Annotated in this window: 5 protein-coding genes; all 5 read left to right on the plus strand. The window is 65.5% G+C overall.

The window, feature by feature from the left end:
- Nucleotides 1-172 precede the first annotated feature (172 nt).
- Nucleotides 173-1,768 carry a sensor histidine kinase gene (locus SP6_RS12450; RefSeq protein WP_050794163.1) on the plus strand — a complete coding sequence of 532 codons (1,596 nt, stop codon included), beginning with the start codon at nucleotides 173-175 and terminating at the stop codon, nucleotides 1,766-1,768.
- Nucleotides 1,765-2,124, plus strand: coding sequence for a response regulator (locus SP6_RS12455; protein WP_042469133.1), 360 nt, complete (start codon nucleotides 1,765-1,767; stop codon nucleotides 2,122-2,124). Before SP6_RS12450 ends, SP6_RS12455 begins: the two co-directional genes overlap by 4 nt.
- A 19-nt stretch (nucleotides 2,125-2,143) precedes the next feature.
- Nucleotides 2,144-2,920, plus strand: a complete 777-nt coding sequence (locus tag SP6_RS12460) for a Crp/Fnr family transcriptional regulator (RefSeq protein WP_007404724.1) — start codon at nucleotides 2,144-2,146, stop codon at nucleotides 2,918-2,920.
- Between the two features lie 161 nt (nucleotides 2,921-3,081).
- Nucleotides 3,082-5,757, plus strand: a complete 2,676-nt coding sequence (locus SP6_RS12465) for a TonB-dependent receptor (protein ID WP_007404718.1) — start codon at nucleotides 3,082-3,084, stop codon at nucleotides 5,755-5,757.
- Nucleotides 5,757-6,854: a phosphatidylinositol-specific phospholipase C1-like protein gene (locus SP6_RS12470; protein ID WP_007404858.1), complete on the plus strand. Its 1,098-nt coding sequence runs from the start codon at nucleotides 5,757-5,759 to the stop codon at nucleotides 6,852-6,854. Before SP6_RS12465 ends, SP6_RS12470 begins: the two co-directional genes overlap by 1 nt.
- The last annotated feature ends 18 nt before the right edge of the window (nucleotides 6,855-6,872 follow it).

The raw sequence follows: 6,872 nt of genomic DNA on the forward strand, positions 1-6,872 counted from the left end.
AGATGGGAAAGACCCGCCGCTCATACCCCTCCCATAGTGGCGAGGCGAGAGGGACCAGGGGTGCATTGGATCGCCCGCTGTTTGTCCCGATTGCCAGCCGGCCCGAAATTGTGTGTACCGGGGACCCGGCACGGGCCGGGATCGTTGAGAATGTCCCGGGAAATTCGTGATCATGACCGATTCGGCTAACCAGACACCGTGTCCCGCCGCGCCCAAGCCGCCGGCTGACCCGGTGCTGCGGGACGCCCATGTCCTGGCCGGGATCAACCGCATTCTCCAGGAAGCCTTGCGCGCCTCGACCGAAGAGGAACTGGGCCAGCTCTGCCTGGAAGTGGCCGAGGACCTGACCGGCGCGGCGTTCAGTTTCTTCGGCGAGCAGCATGAGGCGAGCGGCCGGCTGGACCATATCGCGATCAGCGAGCGCGGCTGGACCGCCTATAGCGGCGACGATCCCGACTTCGCGCGACGCAAGCTGCCCAACGGCCTGAAAATTCGCGGTATTTTCGGCGAGGTCATGCTCCAGGACCGCACGCTGATCGTCAACGAGCCCGAGACCCATCCCTCGCGGGTCGGCATGCCCGATGGCCATCCGGTTCTGCGCAACTTCCTGGGCGTGCCGCTGCGTCGGGACGGTGAGACCTTTGCAATGTTCGCGCTGGGCAACCACCCGACCGGCTTTACCGAACGCGAGCAGGCGATTGCCGAGGAACTGGCGCCCGCCATTGTCCAGGCGCTGCTGCGCAAACGTGCCGAGGTCGCCTCGCGCGCCAGTCAGCGCCGCCTGCTGACCCTGATCGAGGGGATACCCCAGTTGGTCTGGACCGCGACCCGCGACGGGCAATGGACCTGGGCCAGCTCGCAATGGGTGGCGACGACGGGTCTGACGGTGGAGCAAAGCCTGGGCCTGGGCTGGCTGGCGGGCGTCCACCCCGAGGATCGCGAGGCGGCGCAACGCTTCTGGGCGAAGGCGGGGAATCGCGGCAACCTGACCATGGAGGGGCGGCTGTTCCACGCCGAGAGCGGTCGCTATCGCTGGTACAAGACACGCGCGACGCCGGTGCGCGACGATCATGGCGCGATCATCGAATGGTTCGGCACCTCGACCGATATCGACAATCTGCGCCGGTTGCAGGAACGGCAGGAAACGCTGGTCGCCGAATTGCAGCATCGGGTGCGCAACATCCTGACCATCGTCCGCTCGATCTTCACCCGCACGGTCGAGGCGGGTGGACCGATCGACGAGATTTCGGACCATTTCCGGGGCCGCCTGGATTCGCTGGCGCGGACCCAGATCGTGGCGACCCAGACCTTGTCGGGCCGGGTCGACCTGGAGAATCTGATCCGCGACGAACTGCTGGGCGTCGGCGCGATCGAGGATGAGCGGCTGTCGATCCGAGGACCGGACGTGACCCTGCCCGCCGATACCGCCGAGTCGATCGGGCTGGCCATTCATGAGTTGACGACCAATGCGCTCAAATATGGCGCGTTGCGTCATCCATCCGGGCGGCTGGCGATCGCATGGCACGTCGAGCCGCATTCCCATGGCAAATGCGAACTAATTGTAAAATGGGATGAAGCGGGTGTACCAGCGATGCCTGTCCCGCCTGTCCGTGAAGGATTCGGGACCGAGCTGATCCGCGAGGCTTTGCCCTATGGGCTGGGCGCGCGGACCGATTTGCAATTCCGTGGTGGCGGTGTCCTGTGTGTGATATCGTTACCATTGCCGGTCGAGGATATCGGCCTGTTGAACCGGAGTGCCGAGGGATGAGCCACGATTCGCCGCTTGCCGCCAAGCGAATCCTCGTGGTGGAGGACGAGTATTTCATCGCGCGCGATCTGGAACGCGCGCTGCGCGCCGCCGATGCAATCGTCGTCGGCCCGGTCGCGACGCTGGAACAAGGTCTGGACCTGGCCGAGACGCAGGAGCTCGACGCCGCGGTGCTTGACGTCAACCTGTCTGGCACGCGCGCCTTCGCCATTGCCGACCGCCTGTCGGCGCGATCGGTGCCGTGGACGTTCCTGACCGGCTATGACGAATGGGCCCTGCCCGCCCCCTATCGCTCGGCGTCGATCGTCGCCAAGCCATTCCATGCCGATCGCGTCATCCGCGCGATCGGCGGCTGATGCCCGATGAAGGACGCGCATGACCCAGCTATCCCGCAATGCCCGGCTCGCGAACGAGGCCGATCCCGCCGACATCCCCGCGCTGCGCCGGCTGAACGCCCTCACGCCGCTGGATGATACGGACCAGGACCGCCTGCGCCAGGCGATGGAGCAAGCGCGGATCGTTCCGCCCCGCCACCCCATCCTGACCCTGGGCCGCCCGATGCCAGCGAGCCAACTGCTGCTTCAGGGCTGGGCCGCGCGCGTCCGCGTCCTGCCCGATGGCCGGCGCCAGTTCATGAGCTTCTATCTGCCCGGCGACGTGATCGGACGGGTGCACCACGCCATGTCCGTCGCCTCGGCCACGGTGATCGCGCTGACCGAGTGCGTGCTGTGCACCGCGCCGGCCGCCCCCGCCGGATCGAGCCTGGAACAGGCCTATGCCATCGGCGAGGCGCTCGACGAGGCCTATCTGCTCGGCCATATTGTGCAGCTCGGGCGGTTGAACGCGCAGGAGCGGATCGGCGACTTCCTGCTTGAAATCTATGAGCGGCTGTCGCTCGCCGGGCTGACCGTGGGCGGCAGTTTCGAGATGCCGCTGACCCAGGAAATGCTGGCCGATGCGCTGGGGCTGACCCCGGTTCACGTCAACCGCATGATCCAGCAAGCGCGCCGCGATGGCGATCTGATGTGGAAATCGGGCCGCGTGCTGCTGCGCGATCCCGAACGCACCGCCCGAACGATCGGCCGCCAGCGCCCGCAGGTGACCGGCCATCAGACGGCGGGCGAGAGCGATATGGTGTCCGACCTGTCCTGAGGACGGGAAGGCGGACGCCAGAAAATTGACCGACATATGTGTGGTTGTGGTTCCTGATTGGTATTTTCATCATATCGTCATCGATATTTCGCCAATCTGACACCGGCGCGACCTAACGCCCCCCATCGAACCGGCACCAAGGCCGATGGGGAACCACAATCATGCTCACGTTTCGCAGCCTGCTGAAGGCTTCGGCTTCGCTCATCCTGATGACCGGCGGTCTGACCGCCCCCGCTCTGGCGCAGGAGACGCCCGCCAACACCACCGCCGCCACCGATGACGGCGAGCAGGGCGAGGAAATCGTCGTCAACGGCACCTATGCGCGCAGCCTGGCCGCCGGCATCGAGACGAAGCGCCGTGCCCCGTACGGCGTCGATTCGATCAGCTCGACCGATATCGGCAAGTTCCCGACCCAGAATGTCGCCGAAGCGCTCCAGCTCGTCCCCGGCGTGGCGATCACCCGCCCACGCGGCGAAGGCCTGTATGTCAGCGTCCGTGGTCTGGGGCCGCAGTTCCAGAACACGCTGATGAACGGGCGCACCATCGCGCTCAACGACCTGATCGAGAATGGCGGCGCAGCCGGGCGCCAGTTCCGCTTCGAGATGTTGCCCGCCGAGTTCACGTCGAGCATCGACGTGGTCAAGACGCCGACCGCCGACATGAGCGAAGGCGCGCTGGGCGGCAATATCGACGTCAAGACCTTCCACCCGCTGGAGGTCGGCAATCGCACGACCGTCAACATGCGCGGCACCTACACCACCCAGACCAAGAATGTTCGCCCCAACGTCACCGTGCTGACCAGCGCAAAGAACAGCGACGGCACCTTCGGCATCCTGGCCGGCGCGCAATATTGGGGCAAGACGGTCCGCAACGACCGCTTCATGAATTTCGGCTGGCTGCTGAACCGCTATACCGATGCGGCGCGCGGCGGCGCTCCGGCCGGCCTTTATTCGCCCACCCGCACCCGCCCGACCGTCGAAACCGAGGATCGCAAGCGCATCTCGGGCATCGTGTCGGCGCAATGGGCCCCGACGACCGAGCTGGAAACCACGCTCGACGTGGTCGCGACGCGCCTCGACGTCGCCTATGACGAGTTCGGCCTCGACATCTATCCCGACGACGTCAACGTCACCATCGGCGGCGTCAAGCAACTGCCGACCGTGCTCCAGCCGGGTTATACGGTCATCGGCGATACGATCACCAAGGCGACGATCAACAATGCCCGCTTCATGGCGTCGCGCGAATACAGCCTCAACCGCCACGACCTGCTGACCATCGGGTTGAAGCAGGCGTGGAACCCCGATCGCTGGCACGTGACCGCCAACGTCAACTGGTCGGCCGCGCACAGCTATCATCCCGACTACCGCACCGGCACCGTACGCAGCCGCGCTTATTTCATCGCGCCGCTGACCTATGACGCGAGCGGCGGCTATCAATCGATGCCGACCTTCACCACCCCGGTCGATGTCACCAATCCGGCCAATTACAAGCTGTTCCAGTTCAACATCGCGCCCAAGGACAGCAAGGATTGGGATTTCTATTCGCGGCTCGACATCGCGCATGATTTCGATGGCTTCCTGTCGAAGCTGGCAGCGGGCGGCGAATATCACTGGCGCAAGCGCGACTATTTCCGTCGCGACTATCTGATCGACACCGGGACCAACCAGCCGCTGACCAATTATGGCGCGGGCGCCTATCAGCAACTGCCCTATGACGACTTCCTGGCGGGCGTCGACGGCAATGCGTTCCGCACCTGGCTGGTGCCGACGACGGCCGCCTATGTCGGCAACTTCTTCACCCCCGCCATTGCCGCCCAGCCGCTGTCGCTGGGGGATCGTCGCTCGTCCTTCGTCGTCAGCGAAAAGATCGCCGCCGCCTATGTCCGCGCCGATTATCAGTTTGATGCCGGCCAGGTGCCGGTCAGCGGCAATCTGGGCGTCCGCTATGTCCACACCGATCAGGTGGCCAGCGGTACGCTGACCGCCGGCAATGTCGCGACGCCGGTCAGCTATCCCAAGACGTTCAACAACGTCCTGCCCAGCTTCAACCTGCGCGCCGACCTGACGCCCAAGCTGGTCGGTCGTCTGGCCGCCAGCCGCGTGCTGACCCGCCCCAACGTCACCGACACCGCGCCTCGCATCACCGTATCGACCGACGCGCCGACCGCCAGCGGCGGCAACCCGCAGCTCGTCCCCTTCCTCGCCACCCAGTTCGACGGGTCGCTGGAATGGTATTTCGCGCCGTCGGGCATGCTGTCGGGCGCCGTCTTCTACAAGGCGATGGACGATTACATCACCCAGTCGAATACCGAGATCGCGATTCCGGGTCGCGGCATCGTCCGCCTGTCTAGCTCGGTCAATGGCGGCAATGCCAAGGTGTACGGTGCGGAAGCGGCCTATAGCCAGGTCTTCACCTTCCTGCCCGCGCCGTTCGACGGCTTCGGCGTGCAGGGGTCCTACACCCATACCGAGGTCAAGGCCGACTACACGGCCGGCTCGCGCACCATCAAGGATCAGCTGATCGGCTTGTCGAAGAACAGCTTCAACCTGGTCGGCTTCTACGACAAGGGGCCGCTGTCGGCCCGCCTCTCCTATGTCTGGCGCGACAAGTACCTGTCGAGCACGGGCAGCACGGTGCAGGCGCCCACTTACGTCGCGGCCTTCGGTTCGCTCGACGGCCAGTTGTCGGTACGCGCCGCCGACAATCTGACGCTCACCCTGGAGGGCATCAATCTCGCGGGCGCGCATCAGGACACCTATAACGACAGCAAGATGCGCTTCGGCGAGATCAACTATTATGGCCGGACGATCCTGTTCGGCGTGCGGGCAGAATTCTGATGAAAACGCTGCTCCTTGGCGCGGCGGTGGTCCTTGCGACCGCCGCCGCTCCGGCCCCGCAGGGCCCTTTGCGGATGAACGACATCCAGGTCGTCGGTTCGCACAACAGCTATAAGAAGCGGATTGCACCGGCGGTCTTCGCCGAACTCGAACGCCGCGATCCCAAACTCGCCGCCGCGCTCGATTACGATCACCTGACGCTGGCGCAGCAGCTCGACCGGGGCGTGCGCCAGTTGGAGATCGACATCTTCGCCGATCCCCAAGGCGGGCGCTTCGCCCATCCCAAGGGCGAGGCCATCGCACGGGCCGCCGGCGAGCAGACCGGCTTCGACATGCCTGCGATGATGAAGCCGGGCTTCAAGGTCTTCCATATTCCGGAAGTCGATTACCGCTCCTGCGGGACCTTCAAACAGTGCATTGGCCAGATCGACGCCTGGTCGCGCGCGCATCCGCGCCATCTGCCGATCATGGTGACGATCAACGCCGCCGACCGGCCGATCAACAAGCCCGGCGTCACCGATCCGCTGCCGCTGACCGCGCCGCTGCTCGACGCGCTGGATGCGGAAATCCGCGAGGTGCTGACGCCGAACCGGATGATCACCCCCGATGACGTGCGCGGCGACGCCGCCAGCTTGCGCGAGGCCGTAACCACCAGGGGCTGGCCGACGCTGGAGCGCGCGCGTGGCAAGATCTACTTCGTGCTGGATACCCCCAGCGACGTGTCGGACCGGTACCGGGCGGGCCATCCCTCGCTGAAGGGACGTCCCATCTTCGGCTGGTACGATACCGACCAGCCCGAAGCCTCGGTCGAGATCGTGGGTGATCCGCGCACCGATGGCGCCAAGATCAAGGCGTGGGTGAAACAGGGCTTCATCGTCCGCACCCGCACCGACGCCGACACGGTCGAGGCGCGGGCCAATGATCATGGCCGCCAACAGGCCGCGATCGACAGCGGCGCGCAAGCCGTGTCGACGGACTATTATCCCGGCGCGCCGAGCCGGCCCTGGAATCGCGGTTTCACCGCGACCCTGCCAGGCGGGGTGATGGAACGCTGCAACCCGGTGACGCGCGGACCGGACTGCAAACTGCCGAAGTAAAACCCCTTCCTCCCCTGT

This window comes from Sphingomonas paucimobilis NBRC 13935, assembly GCF_000739895.2.
In the GTDB taxonomy this organism is placed as follows: domain Bacteria; phylum Pseudomonadota; class Alphaproteobacteria; order Sphingomonadales; family Sphingomonadaceae; genus Sphingomonas; species Sphingomonas paucimobilis.